Origin of the sequence: Propionigenium maris DSM 9537 (assembly GCF_027925155.1) — a bacterium.
GTDB classification, from domain to species: Bacteria; Fusobacteriota; Fusobacteriia; order Fusobacteriales; family Fusobacteriaceae; genus Propionigenium; species Propionigenium maris.
On sequence record NZ_BSDY01000014.1, the window covers coordinates 42,862 to 67,569 of the forward strand.

Annotated in this window: 24 protein-coding genes and 1 riboswitch; of the genes, 10 read left to right on the top strand and 14 right to left on the bottom strand. The window is 41.9% G+C overall.

Translation table 11 applies throughout. From position 1 onward, the window contains the following. Positions 1–88 precede the first annotated feature (88 nt). The 3 genes from QMG11_RS13675 to QMG11_RS13685 form a co-directional block, all read right to left on the bottom strand. Positions 89–1,036, bottom strand: coding sequence for an ROK family protein (locus QMG11_RS13675; protein ID WP_281836694.1), 948 nt, complete (start codon positions 1,034–1,036; stop codon positions 89–91). After that, positions 1,033–2,028, bottom strand: coding sequence for a LacI family DNA-binding transcriptional regulator (locus tag QMG11_RS13680; protein WP_281836696.1), 996 nt, complete (start codon positions 2,026–2,028; stop codon positions 1,033–1,035). Before QMG11_RS13680 ends, QMG11_RS13675 begins: the two co-directional genes overlap by 4 nt. A gap of 321 nt (positions 2,029–2,349) precedes the next feature. Then, the gene (locus tag QMG11_RS13685) at positions 2,350–3,060 is read right to left on the bottom strand and encodes an HD-GYP domain-containing protein (protein WP_281836697.1); all 711 of its coding nucleotides are present in this window, start codon (positions 3,058–3,060) and stop codon (positions 2,350–2,352) included. Positions 3,061–3,550: 490 nt separating this feature from the next. On the opposite strand from QMG11_RS13685, the gene QMG11_RS13690 reads away from it, so the two are divergent. The 7 genes from QMG11_RS13690 to queC are packed head-to-tail and all read left to right on the top strand — an operon-like array spanning position 3,551 to position 8,239. Then, the gene (locus QMG11_RS13690) at positions 3,551–4,546 is read left to right on the top strand and encodes a 2-hydroxyacyl-CoA dehydratase family protein (protein WP_281836699.1); all 996 of its coding nucleotides are present in this window, start codon (positions 3,551–3,553) and stop codon (positions 4,544–4,546) included. 18 nt (positions 4,547–4,564) lie between these two features. Next, positions 4,565–5,329, top strand: coding sequence for an acyl-CoA dehydratase activase (locus tag QMG11_RS13695; RefSeq protein WP_281836701.1), 765 nt, complete (start codon positions 4,565–4,567; stop codon positions 5,327–5,329). A 46-nt stretch (positions 5,330–5,375) separates the two neighbouring features. Next, positions 5,376–5,831 carry a VanZ family protein gene (locus QMG11_RS13700; RefSeq protein WP_281836702.1) on the top strand — a complete coding sequence of 152 codons (456 nt, stop codon included), beginning with the start codon at positions 5,376–5,378 and terminating at the stop codon, positions 5,829–5,831. Positions 5,832–5,848: 17 nt separating this feature from the next. Beyond that, positions 5,849–6,274, top strand: coding sequence for a 6-carboxytetrahydropterin synthase QueD (queD, locus tag QMG11_RS13705; protein WP_281836703.1), 426 nt, complete (start codon positions 5,849–5,851; stop codon positions 6,272–6,274). 2 nt (positions 6,275–6,276) lie between these two features. Beyond that, on the top strand, positions 6,277–6,945 hold the full coding sequence (gene queE / locus QMG11_RS13710) for a putative 7-carboxy-7-deazaguanine synthase QueE (RefSeq protein ID WP_281836705.1): 669 nt from the start codon (positions 6,277–6,279) through the stop codon (positions 6,943–6,945). A gap of 3 nt (positions 6,946–6,948) precedes the next feature. After that, a complete protein-coding gene (gene folE, locus QMG11_RS13715; protein WP_281836707.1) occupies positions 6,949–7,539 on the top strand; it encodes a GTP cyclohydrolase I FolE in 591 nt (196 codons plus the stop codon). Between the two features lie 22 nt (positions 7,540–7,561). Next, complete coding sequence (gene queC / locus QMG11_RS13720; RefSeq protein WP_281836708.1) at positions 7,562–8,239, top strand: 7-cyano-7-deazaguanine synthase QueC; 678 nt, start codon at positions 7,562–7,564, stop codon at positions 8,237–8,239. Between the two features lie 113 nt (positions 8,240–8,352). Here queC and QMG11_RS13725 read toward each other — a convergent pair whose 3' ends face one another. Then, a complete protein-coding gene (locus tag QMG11_RS13725; protein WP_281836709.1) occupies positions 8,353–9,726 on the bottom strand; it encodes a YfcC family protein in 1,374 nt (457 codons plus the stop codon). Positions 9,727–9,737: 11 nt separating this feature from the next. Continuing rightward, positions 9,738–10,829 (bottom strand): amidohydrolase, encoded by a 1,092-nt coding sequence (locus QMG11_RS13730; protein ID WP_281836710.1) that lies wholly within the window; start codon positions 10,827–10,829, stop codon positions 9,738–9,740. 366 nt (positions 10,830–11,195) lie between these two features. Further along, a riboswitch (cobalamin riboswitch) is annotated at positions 11,196–11,371 on the top strand. 148 nt (positions 11,372–11,519) lie between these two features. On the opposite strand from QMG11_RS13730, the gene QMG11_RS13735 reads away from it, so the two are divergent. The 3 genes from QMG11_RS13735 (at position 11,520) to QMG11_RS13745 (ending at position 15,299) form a co-directional block, all read left to right on the top strand. Beyond that, positions 11,520–12,530, top strand: coding sequence for a FecCD family ABC transporter permease (locus QMG11_RS13735; RefSeq protein WP_281836712.1), 1,011 nt, complete (start codon positions 11,520–11,522; stop codon positions 12,528–12,530). Continuing rightward, complete coding sequence (locus QMG11_RS13740; RefSeq protein WP_281836714.1) at positions 12,530–13,294, top strand: ABC transporter ATP-binding protein; 765 nt, start codon at positions 12,530–12,532, stop codon at positions 13,292–13,294. The genes QMG11_RS13735 and QMG11_RS13740 overlap by 1 nt, the downstream gene beginning before the upstream one ends. A 517-nt stretch (positions 13,295–13,811) precedes the next feature. Beyond that, positions 13,812–15,299 carry a cobyric acid synthase gene (locus tag QMG11_RS13745; protein WP_281836718.1) on the top strand — a complete coding sequence of 496 codons (1,488 nt, stop codon included), beginning with the start codon at positions 13,812–13,814 and terminating at the stop codon, positions 15,297–15,299. Between the two features lie 65 nt (positions 15,300–15,364). Here the strand turns inward: QMG11_RS13745 and QMG11_RS13750 are convergent, their stop codons facing one another. From QMG11_RS13750 to QMG11_RS13790, 9 genes are read right to left on the bottom strand one after another with little or no spacing between them, the layout of a single operon-like run. Then, on the bottom strand, positions 15,365–15,958 hold the full coding sequence (locus QMG11_RS13750; RefSeq protein WP_281836720.1) for an XTP/dITP diphosphatase: 594 nt from the start codon (positions 15,956–15,958) through the stop codon (positions 15,365–15,367). A gap of 2 nt (positions 15,959–15,960) precedes the next feature. Continuing rightward, entirely contained in the window at positions 15,961–16,695 is a 735-nt protein-coding gene (gene rph / locus QMG11_RS13755; RefSeq protein WP_281836721.1) for a ribonuclease PH, read from the bottom strand. Further along, positions 16,695–18,467, bottom strand: coding sequence for an ABC transporter ATP-binding protein (locus QMG11_RS13760; RefSeq protein ID WP_281836723.1), 1,773 nt, complete (start codon positions 18,465–18,467; stop codon positions 16,695–16,697). The genes rph and QMG11_RS13760 overlap by 1 nt, the downstream gene beginning before the upstream one ends. Before the next feature lie 3 nt (positions 18,468–18,470). Further along, the gene (gene lpxB, locus QMG11_RS13765; protein ID WP_281836725.1) at positions 18,471–19,541 is read right to left on the bottom strand and encodes a lipid-A-disaccharide synthase; all 1,071 of its coding nucleotides are present in this window, start codon (positions 19,539–19,541) and stop codon (positions 18,471–18,473) included. A 12-nt stretch (positions 19,542–19,553) separates the two neighbouring features. Further along, positions 19,554–20,357, bottom strand: coding sequence for an LpxI family protein (locus QMG11_RS13770; RefSeq protein WP_281836726.1), 804 nt, complete (start codon positions 20,355–20,357; stop codon positions 19,554–19,556). Beyond that, the gene (lpxA, locus tag QMG11_RS13775; protein WP_281836728.1) at positions 20,357–21,130 is read right to left on the bottom strand and encodes an acyl-ACP--UDP-N-acetylglucosamine O-acyltransferase; all 774 of its coding nucleotides are present in this window, start codon (positions 21,128–21,130) and stop codon (positions 20,357–20,359) included. The genes QMG11_RS13770 and lpxA overlap by 1 nt, the downstream gene beginning before the upstream one ends. An 11-nt stretch (positions 21,131–21,141) precedes the next feature. After that, a complete protein-coding gene (gene fabZ, locus QMG11_RS13780) occupies positions 21,142–21,567 on the bottom strand; it encodes a 3-hydroxyacyl-ACP dehydratase FabZ (RefSeq protein ID WP_281836729.1) in 426 nt (141 codons plus the stop codon). Between the two features lie 60 nt (positions 21,568–21,627). Beyond that, positions 21,628–22,458 (bottom strand): UDP-3-O-acyl-N-acetylglucosamine deacetylase, encoded by an 831-nt coding sequence (gene lpxC / locus QMG11_RS13785; protein ID WP_281836731.1) that lies wholly within the window; start codon positions 22,456–22,458, stop codon positions 21,628–21,630. Positions 22,459–22,492: 34 nt separating this feature from the next. After that, entirely contained in the window at positions 22,493–24,667 is a 2,175-nt protein-coding gene (locus QMG11_RS13790) for an ATP-dependent helicase (RefSeq protein WP_281836733.1), read from the bottom strand. Positions 24,668–24,708 lie beyond the last annotated feature (41 nt).

A 24,708-nucleotide genomic window follows, 5' to 3' on the forward strand; every position in this document is an offset into this window, starting at 1 on the left:
TACAGTAATATTTATAACATTTTTTACCCCTGCTGTCTAGACAAAATGTGTGTGTTTTTACAACTTTAGTCTTTTTATCGAACGAATGCTATATAAAAAGTGCGATAGATCCCTTTATACCAGCATCATTTCCTAGGGTCCCCTGCACTATCTCCATTCCCTTTAGAGTTACAGGCATAGCATAGTTTTTCAACTTTTCCCTTACGTTATCAAGGAGTATATCTCCAGCCAGTGCAACTCCTCCAGACAGGATAATTCTTTCAGGATTGATTATATTGAGAAGGTTTCCTATTCCCATAGCCAGGTATTTAGATGCATACTCCACTATATCCACGGAAAACTCATCTCCTGCCTTGGCACAGTCAAAGATATCCTTAGCTTCTAGTTCCTCTATCCTTCCCTCTATCCTTTCAAAGAGCATATTCTGCTTATTTACAGCCAGACGGGATACAGCTTCCCTTATTATACCAGTTGCTGATGCATAGGCTTCAAAGCAACCTCTCTGACCACAACCACAGATCTTTCCATTATCTACTAGTTTCATGTGTCCTATCTCTCCACCGGCACCTGCCACTCCCGAGATCAGTCTTCCATCTACTACTATTCCGCCACCTACTCCAGTTCCAAGAGCCACAGTGATCGCTGTTCTGCTTCCTTTTCCTGCTCCAAACTTGGATTCTCCCATAGCTATTACATTTACGTCATTTTCCAGTTTTGTCTCTACTTTTGATATCCTCTTCATTAGCTCAGCCAGGTTTATATTTGCCTCCCAAGGGAAGTTTGCAAAAAATCCTACCACTTCCTGGTCCATTACAGGCCCTGGAATACCTATTCCTATCCCTGCCAGTGAATCTGAAGGTATATTACTCTCTGTACAAAGTCTAACTGTCTCCTGCCAGATCCTTGTCATGGTTACCTCTACACCCTCATGGGAGTTGGTCTTTATAGAGTTCCTTACCAGGATCTCACCGTCCTCACCTATAATTCCTATCTTTGTATTGGTACCTCCAAGGTCTACCCCTGCATAATATCTCATAGTTCCTCCTCTATCCTCTCTAGTTTCGTGTCCACGATCTTATAGTTGCTTTTATTGGTGTGGTTCAGTTTAGAAATGAGAAGGTTTATAGCTTCCTCTCCCAGACCTGCTGAGTTTATATCCACCGAGGAAAATTTTGGTCCAAAGTTCCCCTGGGGATCTATCCTGTTGAAACCAAGGATCTTCACATGGGCCCCGTCATTTTCAAGAAGATACTTCTGAGCTCCAAAGGCCAGTATGTCATCTGTACAGATCACACTGGTAATTCCAGGCTCCCTGAAGAGTTTTCTGGCTCCAGAGTATCCGCTGGCTCTTGTAAAGTCCTCCTCATACTCGATGAAGGTCTCTACTCCCCTTAGACTACTCTCCTCAATAAATCCCTTTTCTCTGTTGATAGATACCGTCCAGTTCCTCTTGGCCCCGATAAAGCCTATCTTTTTGTGTCCATCCTCTGAAAGAAGCTTTACGATATTCCTCACTGCTTCCTCATTGTCATTGTCCACCCAAAGGGTGTCCTCTGAGGTCTTCTCCTCAGGGGTTCCAATGACCACAAAGGGAAACTCTTCACCTTTGAGGTATTCTATACACCTGTCCCTCTTTCTGGCTGTGAGAAGGCATATACCATCTACGATATTCCTGGATATGTAGTTTTTCACCGCATCCAGCTCTCCCTCTTCATCCCTTCCAAAGGCATACATTATGTGGTAGTTATTTTTTTCAGCTGCCACACTTATACCCTTCATAGCCTGGATGAAGAAGGGATTGGAGAAGAGGGTATCTGCCTCATGGGGCATTACAACTCCTATTATCCTGCTTCTTCTGCTCACCAGACTCCTGGCCATAACATTTGGAGTGTATCCCAGCTTTTCTATGGACTTCCTGACCCTCTTCTTGGTGGCCTCTCCAATCCTTGAGCTGTCGCTTATGACCCTTGATACTGTAGAGGGTGATACTCCTGCATCCCTAGCAACATCCTTAATGGTTACCTTCACCTCTTCACCTCCCAATAAAATTCTGTAACTAGAATATCATTTTTTTCCAGATAATGGAATAAACTTTTAAATAAAAAACACTAAACTTAAAAATTACTCCATTAACCAGTCTTACTTCAGTACACCTTTTCAGGAGTTTGCCGCTAGACTTTTTTACTTCAGGTTGCCTTTAGAGGCAGCCCCAGATAGAGGAAGTTATCCATGAATGATCACAGGAAGCAGCTCTCCATGAGAAAAACCCCTCGGGAGTCACTCCGAGGGGTTTTATTGGGGTTTCATCAAAGATGAGTACGATATATAAAATTGAGCTCAGACCATGCACTAAGCTACACTTTTACCGTTTTTATCAGCTTTTGTATATACATTAATTGCCTCATACATATTCTCTATCTCTTCCTCATAGTGAGAGAAGATATCTGTAATCTCTGGATCAAAGTGTGTTCCTCTGTCTCCAAGGATTATCTCTAGAGCTTCCTCATGGGTGAAGGCGTTCTTATATGGTCTCTCCATTCTCAGGGCATCATATACATCTGCAATGGCTACTATCCTTGCACTCTGAGGGATATTCTCCTCCTCTAAACCATAGTAACCTGTACCATCCCACTTTTCATGGTGATACTTTATGATCTCTAATCCCTCTTGGGATACCTTAAGTCCCTCAAGAAGGTAGTAACCTATATCGGTATGCTTTTTCATCACATCAAATTCCTGGGATGTGAGTCTTCCCCTCTTGTTTAAGATCTCCCTTGGAATTCCTATCTTTCCAATATCATGGAGTCTTGCAAAGAGACCTATCTCGCTTGTTTCCCTTGTGGATTTTCCAAGCTTTTCGCATAAAAATTCAGATAACCTCCCCACCATCTCAAGGTGGAAGAGAGATTCACTGCTGTCCGACTGCTTGAGTCCCTCTAAAAGCTTTTTAATAAAGTGTCCCTCAAAGCTTTCTCTGGGATAAGCAGATGGGGTAGCTGGAACATTTAGCTGTATTAAAGGTAGCTTCAATTCAGTTTCTATTAAGTTTTCTCTTTTCATAACACTACCTCCTTTTCAGCAATCCATAGATATTCCATAATTCTCTCTATAATAATATAACCTAGAAATTTTAATATTTCAAGTGTTTTTTGTAAAAATAACTTTAAAAAACTGTTTTTTGTCAGTATATAAAATGACAACAGCAGGAAGAAAAAGCAAAAAACTACATTTTATCAAAAATTAAAAATCTTTTTTGAGATTCAAGATTTCAATGTCTTTTTTTGATTTTTTAATTTTTTTGCTTATTTTTTTAAAGAGATACAGGGATTTTAACGGATATCACCCTGAGGCCTGGAAGTAAACTCCTTCTAAATAGAGGAAAAATATGGTAAAATATCTTGTAAATTAAATAAGACAGTTCATTTGTACCATCCTGTCTATAAATAAAACTAGGGCGAAATCTTTGGCAGATAATGTCAGGGGTCTTGTTTTGATTTATAGAGGGTACTTCCCTCTTTTTTTATTGCCCTATGAAAGGAAGATAAAACTAATGAAAAGAATAGGTTTAACAACTACAGTTCCCATTGAGGTACTACTAGCTGCAGGTTACTCCCCCATCGATCTCAACAACTTATTTGTAGTATCAGAGGACTACCACAAATATATTGAGATGGCTGAAAGAGACGGGTTCCCAAAGAGTATGTGTGCCTGGATAAAGGGCATCTACGGAGCATGTATCGATAACGATATAAAGGAAGTCCTTGGAGTTACCGAGGGAGACTGCTCCAATACCAAAACTCTTTTAGAGATTTTTAAGAAGAGGGGAATTAATATCCATCCCTTTGGCTACCCCCACTCCCACTCCAAGGAGGATGTAAGGGAGGAGCTTGACAGGTTTATGGAGTATATGGGGGTCACCCTGGAAGAGGCTGAGGCCCAGAGAGAAAGAGTAAATAAACTCAGAGCTAAAGCAATATATATAGATGAGATGACCCTGGACGGAAGAGCTACCGGTTTTGAAAACCATCTCCTCCAGCTTTGTTTCAGTGACTTTGACGGAGATATAGAGAGGTATGATGCCTTCTTAGATAGTAAGATAGAGGAGATCGAGTCCAGAGAGCCTGCTCAAAAGAAGCTAAAACTGGGGTACCTGGGGATCCCTCCCATGCAGGGAGACCTTCACGACTACGTGGAATCCCTGGATGCAAGGTTTGTCTACAATGAGGTACAGAGGGAGTTTGCATTCCCTAGAGCCCTGAAGGACAAAAATATATATGAACAGTACCACAACTATACCTATACCTATGGAATGGATTTCAGGATGAAGGACATCAGGAAACAGGTAGAGGAGAGGAAGCTTGACGGTATCATCCACTACACCCAGGCATTCTGCCACAGGGCTGTGGAGGATATCATCATAAAGAGCGAACTGGATATCCCAATCCTAACAATAGAGGGGGATAAGTCCAATGTTCTGGATGCAAGAACCAAGCTGAGAATAGAGGCTTTCCTGGATATGCTGGGAGACATGAAGAGGGATAAATAAAGATTAAGAGGTGTCGTTTTGAGAATAGTTGGAATAGATTTAGGAAGTAGAGAGGTTAAGATCGTCCTGACAGAGGATGACAGGATAATCCTCAAGAAGAAGATGAGTACCGTATCCTTCTACAGAGATTTCTGCAGATATGAGGGCAGGATCGTGGTAGACTTGGATAAGTTAGGACTTCACAATATAAACAGAGCTATATCCACAGGATATGGCCGTAACAACACCGACCTTAGCAGGTTTGAAGCTATAAATGAGATAAAGGCCCATGTGTATGGTTCTGTATTTCAGTCCAGGGAGAGGGATTTTATCCTCCTAGATATCGGCGGACAGGATGTTAAGGTGGTGAGGGTAGAGAAGGGGCTGGCTACAGACCTGGATCTCAACGACAAGTGCGCCGCTTCCTGTGGGAGGTATCTTGAGAATATGACAAATGTACTGGAGGTAGACCTAGAGGAGCTGGCTCGTCACCATGCAGAACCTGTGGAACTAAACTCCACCTGTGCTGTTTTTTCAGAGTCCGAGCTCATAGGAAAGATCGCAGAGGGGATACCACTTAAGAGACTGTGTGCAGGAGTTAACTACTCTATGTACAGAAGGCTCAGGCCCCTTCTCACTAAATTCAAGGGAAGAAAGCTTATTGTAAGTGGAGGAGTAGCACAGAACCGGTCTATTGTTGAGTATTTAAGGGAGGACTACGATCAGGTAGAGGTAGTGGAGGATCCCCAGTTTAACGGAGCCATCGGCTGCTGCTACTATGGCTATAAGTTTAGGGAAAGGTAGTCTTAATAATGTTGATGGAGGATATTCATCCTGGGGAGAAGCAACTATGAGAAGAAAAAGTATTGGAATGATGATTTTAATATTAATATTTACAGCTACCTTCTGGTTTTCCTCTAAACCTGCAGAGGAATCTGTGGGCCAGTCCTCTGGACTTCTTGTAAAACTCAGGATAGTTACCCAGGAGGAGATGGATAATTTTACACCCAGGTATGAATTCCTTGGGAATGCCATAAGGAAGGCAGCGCACTTTGGGCTCTATGCCATAGCAGGGGTGGGAGCTTTTATGGTGACTGGAAGCACTAAAAAAAGCGTTATCATCGTCTGTCTCATGGGTGGCTTTGATGAGGCACACCAGTACTTCGTTCCCGGAAGGGGAGCACAGCTGAGGGATGTAATCCTGGATACCTCTGGAGGAGCTGCCGGAGCTGCAGTTGCAGCCTTTGTAGAGAGGCAGCAGACCACCTACAGAAGCAGATTAAAGTTAAGTAAAATATCTAAATAAATAAGGAGAACACTTTTATGTATATATTGAGAGCAGAGCACAGCTTTGACAGTGCACATTTTTTATCGGGGTATGAGGGAAAGTGTGCCAATATCCACGGACACAGATGGAGAATCGTCGCTGAGGTTGCCGGAGAAAAACTTGCCTCTGAGGGACAGCTCAGGGGTATGGTTATAGATTTTGGAGACCTAAAGAGAGATGTAAAGAAGATGGTAGACGATCACGACCATGCACTTATTATAGAAACAGGTACAATGAGGGAGGTTACCCTTAACTGCCTCAGAGAGGACGGCTTTAATATAATCGAGATCCCCTTCAGGCCTACAGCTGAGGAGTTTTCAAGATACTTCTATGAGATACTGGAGGAGAAAGGATATCAGGTAAAGAGGGTTACCGTATATGAAACTCCAACTAACTGCGCTACATATGAGAGAGGGAGATAGGCATGAATTACAAAGTAGTAGAAAAATTTGTAAGTATAAATGGAGAGGGACAGAGGTCTGGGGAGCTGGCAGTCTTTATCAGACTTGCCGGCTGCAACCTCAGGTGTAGCTACTGCGATACCATGTGGGCCAATGAAGAGGATGTAAAGTTTACTCCCATGAGCAAGGAGGAGGTCTACGACTATATCATCTCAACTGGTGTAAAAAATATAACCCTGACTGGGGGAGAACCCCTTATGGCTGAGGAGATCTCTGAGCTGATAGACTATATAACAAGGGATGAATCTCTTTTCCTTGAAATAGAGACCAATGGAAGCATCGATATTTCCCCGTTTAGAAGGAAGAGTGTGGACAACCTTTCCTTTACAATGGACTACAAAGGTGGAACTAGCAAAATGGAGAAGCATATGCTATTATCTAATTTTGAGGTTCTTTCACCGGCAGATACCGTTAAGTATGTGGTGGGTTCCAGAGAGGATCTTATAAAAGCTAGGGACTTAATTGAAGAGTATAAGCTTGTGGAAAGGTGCAAGGTTTACTTCAGTTCTGTATATAAGGAGATCGAGCTAGATGAGATAGTTGAGTTTATGAAGGAGTTTAACTTAAACGGAGTAAGGCTACAGCTCCAAATGCATAAATTTATCTGGGACAGCGAGGAGAGAGGTGTATAAGGGATGGCTATAGATAAGAAGAAGATAGAGGAACATGTAAGGGGAATACTGGAAGCTCTGGGAGAGAATCCTCACAGGGAGGGGCTTATAGATACTCCCAAGAGAGTTGCCAATATGTATGAGGAAGTTTTTGAGGGAATAAAGTACTCCAATAAGGATATCGCTGAGAAGTTTGGGGTAACCTTTGAGGAGGAGGATATCTATACTGAGGAACACATGGATATGGTTATCATGAAGGATATCGAACTCTTCTCATACTGTGAGCACCACCTGGCTATGATGTATAACATGAAGGCAGCAGTGGCATACCTTCCCAATAAGAAGGTGCTGGGACTGAGCAAGATTGCAAGAATTGCTGAGATGGCTGCTAAGAGACTGCAGCTTCAGGAGAGGATAGGTAAGGATATTGCAGAGATAATCTGTATGGCTACTGGTTCCGATGATGTGGCAGTTATCATCACCGGTGAGCATGGATGCATGACCACAAGGGGAATCAAGAAACCTGGAACGAAAACTACTACGACTACCCTGAGAGGTAGGTTTGAAAGGGACAATGAACTGTTAAATAAGTTCTTAATGCTCTATAAAGCTTAAAAATTTAAAAGGATGTGAAGTAATGAAGGAACAGATCAATAAAGATAGATGTGTATTGGTATTCAGCGGCGGACAGGACAGCACTACCCTGCTATTTCACGCTAAGAAGCTATACAAGGAAGTTATTGCAATTTCATTTAACTATGGACAGAGACACGAGCAGGAGCTAGAGTGTGCCAAGGATCTGTGTAAGAAGTATGGGGTGGAACACCATATCCTTGATATGGGACTTCTAAATCAGCTGGCTCCCAATGCCCTTACAAGAACAGACTTAGATGTTGAGAAGGGCGAGGTAGAAAAGGACAGCGTTCCCAACACCTTTGTGGACGGGAGAAATATGATCTTCCTTACCTTTGCTGCTATATTTGCAAAGCAGAGAGGGATCAACGTTATAATGACCGGTGTATCTCAAAGTGACTTCAGCGGATACCCTGACTGCAGAGATATCTTCATCAAGTCTCTGAACACTACCCTGAACCTGTCTATGGACTACCAGTTTGTTGTGGAAACTCCGCTAATGTGGCTGGATAAAGCTGAGACATGGAATATGGCCTATGAGCTGGGAGTACTGGATATAATAAAGAATGAAACTCTTACATGCTATAACGGGGTTATTGGTAACGGATGCGGTGAGTGCCCAGCATGTACCCTGAGAAAAAACGGTTACCTGGAGTTTAAAGAAAAGTTTCTTAAAAGATAAAAGACCTTGGACAAATGTCCAAGGTCTTTTTATTTAGAAAATCTAAAATTATAGATTGGTATCACCATAAAAAATTTATTGCACAAGCTTAGAAGGGATGAAAGTTCACGCTCCTATACCCAGTTTATCATCACTCCCACTACTATAGAAGCAGCTCCTATCCCTACCCATGTAAGAAATAGAGGGGCTACGAATTTAATCCATTTTTCATAGGGTATCTTAGCCACTCCCAGCACTGCCATGAGCACTCCCGATGTGGGGATGATTATATTGGAAAACCCATCTCCATACTGATAGGCAGATACCGCTATCTGCTTACTGACATTTACAACCTCTGCCATGGGAGTCATAAGGGGCATCACTATCATGGCCTGGCCCGAACCAGATGGAACCACAAAGTTAAATACAAGGTTAGCCAGGAACATTCCTACAGCTGATATAGCTGCCGGAAGGTAGGTAAGGGGAATGGTTATATAGTGGATAATCGTATGGATTACACTGCCATCTGTTAAAACTATTGTTATGGCTTTGGCAAATCCAATAATCAATGCCCCATAAACCATACTCTGAGCCCCCTTTATAAAGGACCTCGCCATATCATCTGGGTGACTTCCAGAGATAATACCACTTAAGATGGCCATGACCATCATCACACCACTGAGATGGCTCATCCCCCACTTATAGTTGTAGGAGCCATAAACGTAGATTACAAAACCTGTAATCATCACAGCAAAAACAGCCAGGTACTTTCCATGAAACTTTATATTTTCAGATCTTTCATTCTCATCATCCCAGTCTATCTCATCAAAAACACTGAGCTTGCTGTCCTCAGACACTCTCTTTGCATATCTGTATACGTAGATTATTGTAGCTGCCATGATGGCAACACTTACTACCATCCTCAGCCCAAAGCCTGACATAGGTTCAAGGCCTGCTATAGACTGAGCTATAAGGGTATTGAAGGGGCCCATGGGAGTGGTGGCAAAACCTGCATAAGCCCCCAGGTACATCATTGCCGCTCCTACAACAGGATCAAGTTTTAGCTTCTTGGCTACAGCTATCCCTATGGGAATAAAGGCGATGGATGAGTTTACTACCACACCTAAGATTCCAAGGATATACATTATAAACATTACCACTGGAAGGACCATAAGCGCCTTATCTTCCAGTTTATCTATTGTGGATCCTATGGCTGCATCCAGGGCATTGGTATCGTTTATAACCTGAAAGAACCCTCCCACCATAAACACCTGAAATATTACCTCGGCACTCTGTTTCAGGCCTGTGGGAACAGAGAGAAGAAATCCCATAATCCCCACTGGAGACCTCTCTACAAAGTGAAAAGATGCAGGATCTATCATCCTCTCTCCAGGAATGAGGTTGTAGACCCCGGCAGGTATAAGATAAGTCAGCAGAACAGAGGTCACAATAAACATCATTATAAGTGTATATGTATGGGGTACCTTCAGCTTCTTATTTTTACTCATATCTTCCTCCTTTAACCCAAACGCTTTATGATAAGCTTTTTCAATATCTCCTTTCCCGCCACCAATGAATTTTTATCAAATGTCATATGGGGGTCATGAAGCCCCGGCCTCAGATCTGCTCCAAGACCTATATATGCAGTCTTTATATTGGCTTTTTTGCTGAAGAAGTGGAAGTCCTCTCCGCCTGCAGTCATGAGAGGGTCATCGCACTCTCCCAACACATCTGTCACAGCTTCCCTTGCCAACTGTACCATCTCCTCACTATATTCTGCAGCTGGAATCCCCGAGATATCTGTGAACTCTGCTACAGCTCCCAAAGCTTCTGCCCCACCTTTAATTGCTCCCTTAGCTTTTTCCAGGAGCTTCTCCATGAGATCGTTGTTCTCTGCTCTAAGATCAAAGGCCAGTTCCACATCATCTGGTATAGTATTCAGGCTGTTTCCTCCTGTTCTTATCCTAGTAACCTTTACAGAGTAGCTTTTGCCGGGGTCCAGCCTAATGGAATTTACTCCATTTACTGCCATAACAGCAGCCTCCGCTGCATTTATTCCCAGGTGGGGTCTTGCTCCGTGAGCCAGCTTTCCCCTTATCCTTACGCTTATCTTATAGGAAGAGTTATGAACCAGAGCACAGGTGGCCTTCCCTAGAGGTTTTTCATTATAGGGTCTCAGATGTATTCCAAACATCTCCTCCACTTCGTTTATCTCACCGCTGTCTATCATAGCCAGAGCGCCCTTTCCCAACTCCTCTGCAGGCTGAAATACACTGTAGAACTTTCCCCTTCTTATACCACCCTCCATTAACTCCTTAGTCGCTGAAAGCACCATGGCTGAATGGGCATCGTGGCCGCAGGCATGTTTTAAAACTTTCTTTCCCTCTATCTCAAACTCCAGGGCATCCATATCTGCCCTCAGAGCAACCACGGGTCCCGGTACCCCGCTGTCATGTACGGCAACTACTCCTGTCCCTCCCACACCTCTTCTCACTTCCATTCCGAGCTTTGTTAGTTCATCCCCGATAAACTTGGAGGTCTGTTCCTCACAAAACCCCCTTTCTGGAATTTTATGGAGTATCTCAAAACTTTTAAATAGATAGTAACTCATGCCTCTCCCCCCTATATTTCTATAAAATAAAAAGTTGACACACTCATCCCAAAGGTCTAAGTAAGTCAACTTCATCAGCTAATTAGTTAAAAGCAGAGGGACACCCTGCTCTTCTATCCAGCCCTATCAACTATCCCTATTTTTTCACAAACCATACATCTGTCTTTAAATTTTATATACTTCTATAAAGTATAAAAGTCAAATTTAATTTTCTTTTAACTGAAACTTCTTTACTATCCGGTCTTCCAGTGACTTAAAGGGGTGTTATCTGTTCCGCTTTTATAAAAAATAAATAAATAATGATTTTTTTAGACATATTTTGAATATAGTGCAATATTTCCTTGCATTAAATTTCCAAATAAACTAAAATAATATCAGATTAAAGGTTCCTAGATGGATAGGATGAAAAGGGAAGAGGAGTGAGATTCTCCCGCGGTCCCGCCACTGTAATGCTGACGAAAATACATAACCACTGGGTAATCGGGAAGGGTATTAGTAGGATGAAGCTAAGTCAGGAGACCTGCCTTTATTTTATATCACTTGCGAGGACGAGAAGATATTTTTTAGTAATTTAATTACTCGGAGGATGTGTTTAAGGCATTGATCACAGAACCTCTATAAAAGTATCTGAAAGCAACCTCTCGTTGCTTTTTTTTATTTTGACCTAAAAAATATGAAAGTGGTGAAGTAATGGAAAAACAAAGATTTAGAGGATGGCTTGTAGGGGGAGGTATAGTTTTATTTATATCTATTCTGCTCTACTCCTCCATGGGGTTTATGAAACTCCCTGTAGGAGATGTATTTAAGGTGATATTTAATATAAACGACCCTGCCATTGGAGAGACCCCTGCATTTATCATAAAGGAGGTAAGGCTTCCAAGAATCGCAGTCTCTATGATTGCAGGAGCAGCCTTGAGCCTAAGCGGCCTGGTATTTCAGGGAGTTCTACTTAACCCCCTGGCAGACCCCTATACCCTGGGGATCTCAGCTGGAGCATCCTTTGGAGCGGCTCTGGGAATCATCCTGGGAGTAAGCTTTTTGGGAGTCTTTACAGTTCCCTTTCTGGCATTCATATTCTCGCTTCTGAGCCTCTATACAGTTATGAAGATGGCCTCATTCAGCGGAAAGATAAACTCCATCTCCCTGATCCTTTCAGGGGTTATTGTGGGATCCTTCTTCTCAGCAGGGCTTAGCTTTACCAAGTATATTGCCGGGGACGATGTGGCATCTATAGTATTCTGGCTTATGGGAAGCTTCTCATCTAAGACATGGCCCGAGGCATATATCCTGGGAGGAACTACCCTGGCTGCTCTATCGGTATTTCTCTACTACGGGGATGAACTAAATATCATCTCTCTGGGAGAGAAGAATGCCATTGCCATGGGAGTGGACACAAGCAGGGTAAGAAAGATCCTTCTTGTTACTGCCTCAATCCTTTCTGCTGTAGCTGTTTCAGTATGCGGAATTATAGGATTTGTGGGACTTATCGTTCCTCACCTTATGAGGTTTTTAGTGGGTACCGACAACAGGAGGCTTACCCTTATCTCTGCTTTATGGGGAGCTATCATTCTCTCTGCTGCAGATAATATGGTAAGAGCTGTACTTCCCAATGAGATTCCCATCGGTATAATGACAGCCCTTCTGGGGGCACCATTCTTTGCCTTCATCTTTAGAAAGAAGCTGAGAGGGGGAAGACTGTAATGATAAAGACTAAGGATATAAGATATTCCGTTCCCGGCAAGGAAATAATCAAGGGAATAGATATCAAGATAGAAAAAGGAAAATTTTACGGGATCCTGGGTCCCAATGGAAGCGGGAAGACCACCCTTCTGGATATCCTGGCTGGGATTATAGAGGGATGGTCTGGGGAGATAGAGGTAGACGGTAGGGAAGTAGATAGATACTCCAAGAAGGACCTGGCCAAGGTACTGGCCCTTGTACCTCAGAACTTTGATACCTCCTTCCCCTTCAGTGTGGAGGAGGTCTTAGAGATGGGACGTTACCCGCACAAGAAGAAGTTTAGCTATGGAAGTAAGGGAGACAAAAAGATAATCGATGACGTTGTGGAGGAACTGGAGCTTCAGGATATGCTGAAGAAGAAGATTACAGACCTCAGTGGAGGAGAGAGGCAGAGAGTTGTTTTTGGTAAGGCTCTTATTCAGGACACTCAGCTACTCTTCCTAGATGAGTCTACCTCCAACTTAGACCCCTACTACGCTCACTCACTCCTTACAAAAGTAAGAAGTAGGGTAGAGGAGAGAGGCCTCACTGTAATATCTGTATTCCACGACTTCAACCTGGCCTCTCTCTACTGCGATGAAGTGATCTTTATAAAGGATGGAAAAGTGGTGAAGAGCGGCGAAACAGCTCATACCCTATCTCCTGAGAACATTAAGTACGTATTCAATGTAAACAGCAGGATCATGGAGGATGAGGACAAGAAGTTTGTAATTCCTTACATGTAGAAATCAGTTATTTCTACATGTAAATTAAAATCTTTTTTTCCTTTCTTTGCTTGTCCAAAGAAAGGAACCAAGAAAAGACACCTATTTTTAATAGTTTCTTAGTTTATTATTAATAATCCGTCTTTTTACAGCTACAGTCCTCGTTCTGAATGTTAAAAATGGTGAAAAACACTGCGGAACTTAACTTGTCGGACGACTGAGTAGAAATCTTTCTGTACAAAGCTATATTACTTAAAAATAGGGACTCTAGAACTCTGAGGTAAAAGTAAATAATATTATCATAAATAACTTAGTGGCAATGAAATAAGACTCAAACCGGCCATTTAAAAATATCATCAATGGTATGTTAGAAATAAAATCTAGAAAACATCGTCGACTTTCTGAGAGCCGTAACAATCGATAAGATTTTTTCAGGTTTTATTCAACATTAAATAGATATTTTCAATCGGCTTTGATTTTTAGGTTACCTTTTATCAAGAAAAAGGTGATAATCATATTTAAAAAGGGGAGAAAGTTTATGAAAAAGCATAAAAAACTAATGATAATGGGAACTGCATCCAATGTAGGAAAGAGCATTATTACCACAGCTCTCTGCAGAATATTATATAAGAGGGGGCACAGTGTATGTCCATTTAAGTCTCAGAATATGGCTCTAAACTCCTTTATAACCAAGGACGGCCTTGAGATGGGAAGAGCCCAAGTTGTTCAGGCTGAGGCCTGCAACATAGATCCTGAAGCATATATGAACCCCATCCTTTTAAAACCAACTACTAACAGAAAATCCCAGGTTATCCTAAATGGAAAGGTTGTGAAGAACATGGATTCCATGGAGTACTCTGCCAAGAAGGACTTCCTCAAGGCCAAAGTAGAGGAGACCTATGATTTCGTAAAGAATAACTACGATATCTCCATCATCGAGGGGGCTGGAAGCTGCGCCGAGATAAACCTGAAGGACAGGGATATTGTAAATATGGGTATGGCTGAGATAGCAGATTCTCCTGTTATCCTTGTAGCAGATATCGATAGGGGAGGGGTTTTTGCTTCTATCCTTGGAACTCTTATGCTTCTAGAGGATCACGAAAAGGAGAGGGTAAAGGGAATCATCATAAATAAGTTCAGGGGAGATGTAAAGCTCCTAGAACCTGGTATCAGAAAGCTTGAAGAGATGATGGGAAAACCTGTATTAGGGGTTCTTCCATACTCTGATGTGGATATAGAGGATGAGGATTCTGTAACTGAAAGGTTTAAGAAGACAAACAGCGACAGGGATATAAGCATCTCTGTAGTAAGGATCGGGCATATGTCAAACTTCACAGATATGGATGTTCTCTCCAAGTACAGCGATGTTTCCCTGAAGTATGTAAACCATGCCAGTGAGCTGGGAGATGAGGACATTATAATCATACCTGGATCCAAGAATACCATAGAGGATCTAAAGGATATCAAGGACAGAGGAATTGCTGAAAAGATAATCAAGTGTGCCAGAAAGGGAACTGTAATCTTCGGTATCTGTGGAGGATATCAGATGCTTGGAGAGAAGCTGTGCGACCCTACAGGTGTAGAAAGCTCCCTTCCAGAGATAGGTGGACTTGGCCTTCTGGATATGGAAACCTATATGGAGGGGGAGAAGATGACCACTCAGTACAGGGGTACAATAGAGGTAGGCAGCGAGTTCCTTCAGGGCACAGAGGGAATGGTAGTAGAGGGATATGAGATCCACCAAGGTAGAACAACTGGGGAGGAGAAGAATGTCTTTCTTAGAGGGGAAACAGATATAAAGGGAGTATACAGGGACAACATTATAGGAACCTATATCCACGGAATATTTGATAACCCTGAGTTTACAAGAACCTTCCTTAACAATGTGAGGAGGATAAAGGGGCTAGATGCTATAGAGGAAACTATAGACCTCAAGGAGTATAAGGAAAGAGAGTTTGATAAGCTGGCTGAGATATTCATAGAAAATATAGATATGGATAAGATCTCTGAGATCTTAAATATCTAAAGTTAAGTATTTCAATACTTTCACAACTAACATAAAAAGGAGCCAAAATTGGCTCCTTTTTATTTCTATAATATTTCCTTTATCTCTTTTTTTAGCAATTCCAGAGCTTTAGCTCTGTGGCTTATCTTGTTCTTGATCTCAGGAATTTCTGCAAGGGTTTTAGAGTATTCAGGTACCAGGAAGTGCGGATCATATCCAAATCCGTCTGTTCCACGAGGTGTATCTACGATCTCTCCCTCTATCTCCCCTCTGAATGAGTGGATCTCACCACTTGGCTTTGCAAGGGTAATTACACACACAAACTTAGCTCTTCTGTCCTCTATCCCAGATAGCTCCTTCACTAACTTCTCATTATTAGTGTCATCGGTAGCATTCTCACCAGAGTACCTAGCTGAATAAACTCCTGGAGCTCCATCTAGTGCTTCCACACACAGTCCAGAGTCATCTGCAATTGCAGGCATATCTAAGAATTTTGATATCTCCAGAGCTTTTTTAGCTGAGTTAGCCTCAAAGGTATCTCCATCCTCTACTACCTCTGGAATCTCTATCCCATCCTGGATAGACAGTATCTCCACATCAAAACCTTCAAAGATAGCCGATATCTCCTTTATCTTCTTCTTATTTCCAGTAGCCAGAAATACTTTTTTTACTCCATCCATCTCTAGTTGCTCCCTTCCTCGATTGCCTTATTCTGCATCTCAACAAGCTCCTTGATTCCCTGCTCTGCAAGGTCAAGCATAGCATTTAGTTCCGCTCTACTATAGGTAGCTTCCTCTCCAGTTCCCTGAACCTCTACATACTCTCCATCGGCATTCATGATTACATTCATATCCACCTGAGCTGCTGCATCCTCAGTGTACTTAAGGTCGATCATAGGCTTGTCTCCTACAATTCCCACACTGATAGCTGCTACATTGGAAAGGATTGGGTTTTCAGGAAGTTTTCCCTCTGCTATAAGCTTGTTTACAGCTATTGCAAGAGCTATGAATCCTCCTGTTATAGAAGCTGTTCTTGTACCGCCATCTGCCTGGATTACATCACAGTCCACAGTGATACTTCTCTCTCCCAGCTTTTCAAGGTCGATGCACGCTCTTAAAGATCTACCGATAAGTCTCTGGATCTCCATAGTTCTTCCAGAAAGCTTTCCCTTAGCAGCTTCTCTGATATTTCTATCCTCTGTTGCTCTTGGAAGCATAGAGTACTCAGCTGTTACCCATCCTCTTCCTTTATTTCTTAAAAATGGAGGTAGTTTCTCACTTATAGACGCAGTACAAATCACCTTTGTATTTCCCATCTCTATAAGTACAGATCCTTCTGCGTGCATTGTGAATCCTGTTATGATTCTCGCCTCTCTAAGTTGATCTAAAGATCTGCTATCCTCTCTTAAAAATTCCATTAAACTTCCTCCTCTTTTATCTTACCAAATTGTGTCTCGTATAACTTTTTATAGATTCCATCCTGAGCCAGGAGCTCATTGTGGCTTCCTACTTCCTTTATCTCTGCCTTATCCATAACCACTATCTTATCTGCATTTATTATAGTAGATAATCTGTGGGCTATTACAAAGGTAGTTCTTCCTATCATCAGCTTATCAAGGGCATCCTGAACCAGTCTTTCAGATTCAGTATCCAGAGCACTTGTAGCCTCATCCAGTATCATTATCTGCGGATTCTGAATAAGAGCTCTTGCTATGGCTATCCTCTGCTTCTGACCACCAGAAAGAAGGGCTCCCCTCTCTCCCACTTCAGTGTTAAACCCATTTTCAAACTCCATGATGAAATCATAGGCATTTGCCATCTTAGCAGCTTCTATTACCTCTTCTGGAGTGGCATTGTCCCTTCCATAGGATATATTTGATGCTATAGTCCCGCTAAAGAGGAAGGTCTCCTGAGGCACTATTCCAATATGTCTTCTGTAGTCCTTCAGTGAGTAGTTTTTGGTGTCCACGCCATTTATTTTGATAGATCCGCTTGTTGTCTCATAGAATCTTGGGATCAGGTTCACAAGGGTACTCTTTCCACTTCCACTTTTACCTACTAGAGCCACTACCTCACCAGGCTTTACATCCAGGTTAAAGTCCTTTATGGCAGGCTCCGTACCATTTTCATAGGTAAAGTTAAGATCTTCAAAGGAGATATTTTCTACATTGGAATTGAATTCAACCTTCTCTCCATAGTAATCCTTTTCAAGTTCCTCGTCCAGGATCTCGATTACCCTGTCTGCCGATGGAAGTCTTTCCTGAAGTTCATTGTTTCTCTTAACCAGCTTTTTTATAGGACTCTGCATAAGTCCAAGAGCAGTTACAAAGGACACAAGATCTCCTGGAGTAAGGGTTCCCTTTACTACTACAAGGTATCCACCATAACCTGCTACAAGAGCTACCATGACAGTTCCCAGTACCTCGTTTATTGGAGAAACCTTTGCCCCTATCTTCTTCGTTTTAAAGGATGTATCAAACTCCTGCTGAGTCCACTCAGAATAATACTCCTGATACTTTTCTTCCCTAGAGAAGGATTTTATTACACTCATCCCAAGAAGACTTTCCTGGGTAAATGAGGTTGCTTCTCCCACTATATCCTGCCTCTTTCTACCAGATTTTCTAAGTTTTTTAGTATACTTTCTGATAAGTCCCATTACTGCAGGAAGAACTGTCAGTGATACCAAGGACAGTACTATATTTACCTGGAACATCCTTGCCATAAGGACCAGTGCCAAGATAAACTCCTTCATAAGGTCAAAGATCATAAATCCGATCTTTCCAAGGGTAGATGCATCACCAGAAAGCCTGGCCATTATATCCCCTAACTTATTTCTCTTGTAGTAGGAAGTTGGCAGATAGAGAAGATGCTTGAATATATCCTGCTTTATCTCCCTTCTTATAACCTCAGTAACATAGGATGACTTTATATCAGCCACATAGGTGACAACTCCCTTTAGCAGAGTGGCACCTACCAGTCCTCCTATTACAAGGACAAGCATATTGACATCCTTTTTAATAAGTACCTCATCTACAAGATACTTACTCAGCCATGCTGGTACAGCACTTAAAGCTGAAGCAATAAAAGTCAGTACAATTGAGGTTATAAGTAGCATCTTGTGATTTAGACTGTACTCCAAAAATGTAGCCAGTGATTTATTGCTAAATGAAAACCTTGATTTCTTTTTCATAGTTTATTTACCTTCCAAAATATATTTTGCATAGCTTAAAATAACGTCATCTCCAGAAAGCTTCTCCCTTATCTGCATAATTTTTGCATTGGAACCCTCTGGATCCTTGAGGATCTCCTCTGTTTTTTCCCATATCTTTTCACTATTGCAATCTTTTTGAAGAAGTTCAGGGTATACCTCCTCGTTTAACGTCAGGTTGGGAAGAGATACATAACCCAGCTTTAGGATATACCTGGCTATGAACTCATTTATAAGGCCGGTTTTATATACCACTACCCCTGGAATTCCCATAAGAGCCAGCTCTAAGATTACAGTCCCCGAAGCTGCTATGGCAGTCTTGGACCTTTCTATTGCATCAGCTAGGGATATATCGGTGTTAACCTCTAGATTTTTATAGTTGTTAAGGTCCTCCTCTACCCACCTGCTGTGCTTTTCCTTGGCAAGCTTCAGAAGGAATCTCTCCTCCCTATTGGCTTCTACCACCTTAAGCATCTCTGGAAGTAGTTTCCCCACCTCCTGCTTTCTGCTTCCTGGAAGAAGAAGAATATTATCTCCCTTTCTTTCTATTAGCTTATACTTATCTATAAAGGGATTCCCATAGTAGACAGCCTCTACTTCGTGTTTCCTGTAGAACTCTACCTCCCACGGGAAGATCACCATTATGTGATCAGCTAACTTAAGCTTCTTTATCCTTCCCTCTCCCCATACCCAGAGTTTAGGCGGGATGTAGTAGTAGGTTTCTACGTGGGGCAGCCTCTTCTTTAAGAGCTCTAAAAACTTTAGATTAAATCCCCCATAGTCCACAAGGATTACCTTTTCTATACCATTTTTTTCAATAAATTCAAGGTATTCATAGGCTTTCTTCTTAAGGTAACTGTACTTTTTAAGGGCTTCGGTAAATCCCATGATGGCAAGGTCCCTTATATCCTGTACAACCTCTACTCCTGCCTTCTTAGAGTGGTCCCCCACTACACCGTAGAACTCAACTGTGGGGTCTGCCTTGAGTACCTCCTCTACCAGGTATGATAAGTGAAGGTCTCCAGACATCTCACCTGTAGAAACAAATATTTTCATGTTCAACCTCCGCTACACCTTTATTCCCTGAATAAAAAGGTTATTTTTATCGGCAAGCTCGATAGACTCCTTCTTGTCCAAGAAGAGCATCCTTCCTGCTTCCCCTACTATTCCCTTGGCACCTATCTCTATAGCTTTTTTTATGGTATCTATCCCCACTGCTGGTATATCCACCCTCATGTCCTGCTGTGGCCTAGACATCTTCACTATAATACAGCCGCTTCCAGCATACTCCCCGGCTCTTTCTATGGTCTTATCTGTCCCTTCTATTCCTTCAAGGGCCACCACCGAGGAGTCCTTACACACCACTGTCTGCCCTGCATCCAGTCTGCTCAGATTTTTAGCTGCCTCTATTCCCATATCTATAGTCCGACCATCCTCAGGTGTTGGCATAGTCCTCGTATAGATCTTTTTCTCAAACATCATACTTCCCAGAAGGTGGTTTTGCGGAAGTACCTTTATCTTATTTAACCTGAAAAAGGCTATCACTCCAAAGAGCAGTGTTTCGTCCTTGTTGTCGGGAAGTTTTTTCATTATCTCCTCCCCATAGTAGTCCAGCTTCAGATCCTGAAAGATAAGGTTTTTCTCCACCTTCCCCAGCATAACCAGTTCCCTTATACCGTTTTTCAGAAGATATCTTACAAACTCCCCTACATTCCCTATATGTATCTGCCTATAGTTGGGATGTTCCTTAATTTCCCCTTCTATACTATCAAAGAGGCCGATGGGAAAAACATCGTATCCCAGACTTTCGGCCTCTTCTAAGAAATATAGGGGCAACTTACCGTTACCCACTATTATTCCAATTTTTTTCATTATCTGGTTATCCCCCTGTCACTGTTTTCAATGAATTCTAGAAGATACATAACATTTTCGTCATCACCATATGTTTCCTTGATTTCAGCAAGTGCTTCCTTTAGTGGAAGTCCAGATCTGAAAAGTAATCTATAAACTTTTTTAAGGTTGGAGATCTGCTCTGTAGTAAATCCTCTTCTTCTTAGTCCTACTAAGTTCAGCCCCCTTATCTTTGCTTTATTTCCCTCTGCCAGTACAAATGGGCAGATATCCTGCACTACAGCACTTCCTCCGCCGATCATGCAGTAGGAACCAATTCTTGTAAACTGGTGCACTGGAGTAAGACCACCTATAATAGCATTACTGTCTACAGTTACGTGTCCAGCCAGGGTTACATTATTAGCTAAGATGCAGTTATCTGCAACAATTACATCGTGGGCTATGTGTACATAAGCCATAAGAAGGTTGTTGCTACCAACTCTAGTTTCCCACCTGTCATCGGTTCCTCTGTGTATTGTTACAAATTCTCTGATTTTATTGTTATCTCCAATTATAGTCTTGGTAGGCTCATCTCTGTACTTAAGATCCTGAGAGTCCTTTCCTATAGAAACAAAGGAGTATATTCTGTTGTTTTCTCCTATTTCTGTTATTCCCTCTACAACCACATGAGAATCTAGAACGGTGTTTTTACCGATGGAAACGTCCTTTCCTATTATACAATAGGGTCCGACCTTTACTCCCTCAGCAAGCTTTGCTCCCTCTTCAACAATGGCTGTACTATGTATCTCAACCAATTTATGTCCTCCTATTTTTCCATTATAGTAAAGGTAAACGATGCTTCTGTTACTACCTTTCCATCAACCTTAGCCACTCCTGTTGCCTTGATTATGCTTCTTCTCATCTTTTCTACCTTTGCTTCATATACCAGCTGGTCTCCTGGTCTTACTGGCGCCTTAAACTTTACTCCGTCGATTGCTGCAAAGTAAGGTACCTTTCCGCAGTTTGGCTCCATTACTAGTACACCTAGACACTGTGCTAAGCCTTCTACAATTAGTACTCCAGGCATAATAGGGTGTCCAGGGAAGTGTCCGTTGAAGAAGTCCTCATTTATAGTTACATTCTTAATTCCCTTTATAGTCTGTGCCTCTGTATCCATCTCAACTATCTTATCCACTAAAAGAAACGGGTATCTATGTGGTATTCTTTCCATTATTTCCATAACATTTAACATTATTTTTCATCCCCTTTGTTTTTTATTATAATTTTTAATTAATAGGTATCTCTTCAGCTCTTAGCTGTTCTGAATTAACTTCTTGGCAAAGGCTATGTCCAGAGCATGTCCCGCCTTTACCGCTATTAGGTGACCCTTGATATTCTTATTGAGTACCTTAAGATCTCCTATGATGTCTAGCATCTTGTGTCTTACAAACTCATCCTCAAACCTTAGTCCTCCTGGATTTAATACCCCGTCCTTCTTTACCACTATGGCATTTTCAAGGGTTCCACCAAGAGCCAGGTTATTGGCTTTCAGGTACTCAACCTCATAGTCGAATCCAAAGGTTCTAGCAGGTGCTATCTCCTTGGCATAGGTCTCTAGATCGATCTCATACTCAGCGTGCTGAGATTTTAAGAATGTATGTTCAAACCTTATTGTATAGGTAAGCTTGTATCCATCATAGGGAAGAGCCACTATGTGCTTATCTCCCTCGGTTATATATACCGGCTCAGTAATTACTATCTCAGGCGCATCCTCTTCTAGGTCTGCTACCTTCCCTTCAAAGAGTTCCACAAAGGGCTTTGCGCTCCCGTCACCAATTGGCAGTTCATTTCCGTCCAGCTCCACATACATATCCGTTATTCCGTAGATGTAGAGAGCTGACAGGAAGTGCTCTATTGTGTGCACCTTGGCTCCGTGATCATTTTGAAGGTTTGTTCCACGAGTAAGGTCAAATGTATTGGCTACATCCATGACTATCTCATTTTTTCCCTCTTCCAGGTCTACTCTTTTAAAGATAATTCCAGTACCACTTTCAGCTGGAATCAGCTTCATCTTTATATTTTCTCCCTTGTGGAGTCCTATACCTTCATAGTTTATATTAGCATTTATAGTTCTTCTCTTCAAGGTTCTCTCCCCTCTATTATTTTATAGTATCTATCTATGCTTTTTGTATAAATTTATCTATAGCTGCTGTCAGGAACTTCTTCTTTCCAGCAGTAAACTCAACCTCTACCGTCTTTTCATTGGCATTTCTTACTATTCCAAGCCCAAACTTCTTATGGGTTACCCTGTCATTTACAGAGTATGGCAGGTTCAGGTCTGCACTTCCCACAACCTTCTTCTTAAATGGATTAAAGTTTTCTACTCCCTTGCTGGCTGAGGGCTTCTTCTTCTGGACAGGCTTTTCTATCTTTGTTTTACTCTCAAGAAGATGAGGAGGTATCTCCTCTAAAAACCTCGATCTGCTTCTGTACTGGCTCTGCCCGTATACAAACCTCTCATTGGCATGGCAGATATAGAGAGTCTTTTCAGCTCTTGTTATGGCCACGTAACAGAGTCTTCTCTCCTCCTCTAGCTGACCTGTGTCAAAGTCTGCCTTCTGGCTTGGGAATACTTCGTCCTCCATTCCAGCAATGAAAACTACCGGGAACTCAAGGCCCTTGGAGTTGTGGATAGTCATAAGCTTTATATAGTCTTTGCTCTCCTCCATATCATCTGTGGCACTTACAAGGGAGATATTTTCTAAGTATTCCCCCAGGGTAAGATCCTCTGCATTTTTTTCTCTTTCAGTAATTGAGTTTCTCAGTTCCTCTACATTTTCAAGACGTTCCTCTACTCTATCATCTCCTATTCCTTCCAGATAGGACTTGTATCTGAAGGTAGTGAGTATCTCAGTGAAGATTTCAGACACCGGCATATATTCTGCCTCTTCCATGAGAGACATCATACCATTATAAAACTCAGTTATAGTTATCTTAAGGGCAGGTCCAAGCTTGATATCATCTGTATGCCCCAGAGCTTCAAATAAACTCATCTCATTGGCCTCAGCATACTCTCTGAATTTATTTATAGTTGCCGGCCCTATCTTTCTCTTGGGAACATTTAATATCCTCATAAGAGAAAGGGAATCCTTGGGGTTATTTATTACATTCATATATGCAATAATATCCTTTATCTCAGCTCTCTGGTAGAACTGCATTCCCCCAAATATCTTGTGTGCAATGCCGAACTTAATGAAGAGTTCTTCAAAGGCTCTTGACTGGGCATTGGTTCTGTAGAGGATCGTAAGATCCTTATAGTTATAGCCTTGATTTTTTAGAGCATTTATCTCCTGAAGGATGAAGTAAGCTTCCTCTCTACCGTCTTTGGCCTCTATTATCGATATAGGCTGTCCGCCCTTTTTATCTGTCCACAGGTTCTTTCCCCTGGAAGACTCATTGTTCTTTATCACATGGTTAGCTGCTTCAAGGATATTCTCTGTGGATCTGTAGTTCTGCTCTAGCTTTATCACAAAGGCATTTGGGTAATCCTTTTCAAAGTCCAGGATATTCTGGATATTGGCCCCTCTGAAGCCGTAGATACTCTGATCCTCATCTCCTACTACACAAAGGTTTTCATATTTGGCAGCTATCTTATTTACTATCTCATACTGTATCTTATTGGTATCCTGATACTCGTCTACCATTATATACTGATACCTCTCCTGGATCTTTTCCCTTATCTCCAGGTCGTCCATGAGCTTATTGGTATTTACCAGGATATCTGAGAAGTCCATGGCATTATTGTTTTTAAGGGCTACATTATACTTGCTGTATACTGCTGATACAGTCCTGTAGCTCTCCAGGAATCCTCTGGAATCAGCTGCATATTCCTCTGGAGTTATGCCCTCCTCCTTGAGCTTGGATATAGCAGACACAACCCTTGCAGGGGTAGTGTTTTTATCCGTTATACCTATATCCTTCATTATATTTTTTACCAGTCTCTTCTGATCATCTGCGTCATAGATGTTGAAGTTTGAGTCATACCCCAGCTTACTTCCATACATTCTGAGGAGTCTTACTCCAAAGGAGTGGAATGTGGATACCATGACCCTCTTAGCTTCTTCGCCGATAAGGCCCTCCACCCTCTCCTTCATCTCACGGGCAGCCTTATTGGTAAAGGTTACAGCCAGTATCTTGTATGGGGAGATCCCCTTCTCTAGAACCATGTGGGCTATTCTGAAGGTAACAGTCCTTGTTTTACCACTTCCTGCACCTGCCAATATAAGCAGAGGTCCCTCTACTCTTTCAGCAGCCTTCCTCTGTTCTATGTTCAAATTTTCTAATATACTCATTGATTTCTCCTTGATTTCTCTCTAGGCATTATATCATATAA